This window comes from Mycobacterium sp. 852002-30065_SCH5024008 (assembly GCF_001665645.1).
In the GTDB taxonomy this organism is placed as follows: domain Bacteria; phylum Actinomycetota; class Actinomycetes; order Mycobacteriales; family Mycobacteriaceae; genus Mycobacterium; species Mycobacterium paraffinicum.
Map to the genome: position 1 here is coordinate 1 of NZ_LZSZ01000152.1, position 685 is coordinate 685.

At 64.2% G+C, this 685-nt stretch carries 1 protein-coding gene; it reads left to right on the plus strand.

All coding sequences use genetic code 11. The annotated features are described in order from the left end of the window. On the plus strand, positions 1 to 685 hold a 685-nt coding region (locus tag A5781_RS18910), incomplete at both ends, for an AMP-binding protein (protein ID WP_156624828.1).

Consider the following 685-nt stretch of genomic DNA (forward strand, 5'->3'; position numbering starts at 1 on the left):
CGGGGCGGCCTACGTGCCGATCGACCCGGGCCTGCCCACAGCGCGGATCGGGTTCATGCTCACCGATGCCACGCCTGTCGCGGTACTCACCACGGCGGGTCTGCGCTCGCGGCTCGACGGGTACGACGGTCTGCGGGTGATTGATATTGATGACCCCGCCATCGATGTTCAACCCAGCACACCGTTGTCGGGTCCGGGCCCGGCGCTGGAGGGTCTGGCTCACATTATCTATACCTCGGGCACCACCGGGGTGCCCAAAGGCGTTGCTGTTACCCACCACAACGTGACCCAGCTGTTCGATTCGCTGGAGATTGGTGTGCGGTTGGGGCCGGGGCAGGTGTGGTCGCAGTGTCATTCGTATGCGTTTGACTTTTCGGTGTGGGAGATCTGGGGAGCGCTGTTTCATGGGGGCCGGTTGGTGGTGGTGCCCGAAGCGATAACCCACTCTGCCGAAGACTTCCACGCCTTGCTGATCAGCGAACAGGTCAGCGTGCTCACCCAGACTCCCTCAGCTGTGGGGGTGCTCTCGACAGACGGTTTGGGGGCGGCGGCGCTGGTGATCGGCGCCGAGGCGTGTCCGGCTGAGGTGGTGGAGCGGTGGGCGCCGGGACGGGTGATGCTCAACGTCTACGGCCCGACCGAGACCACGATGTGGGCATCCAAGAGCTGTCTCTTATACACATCT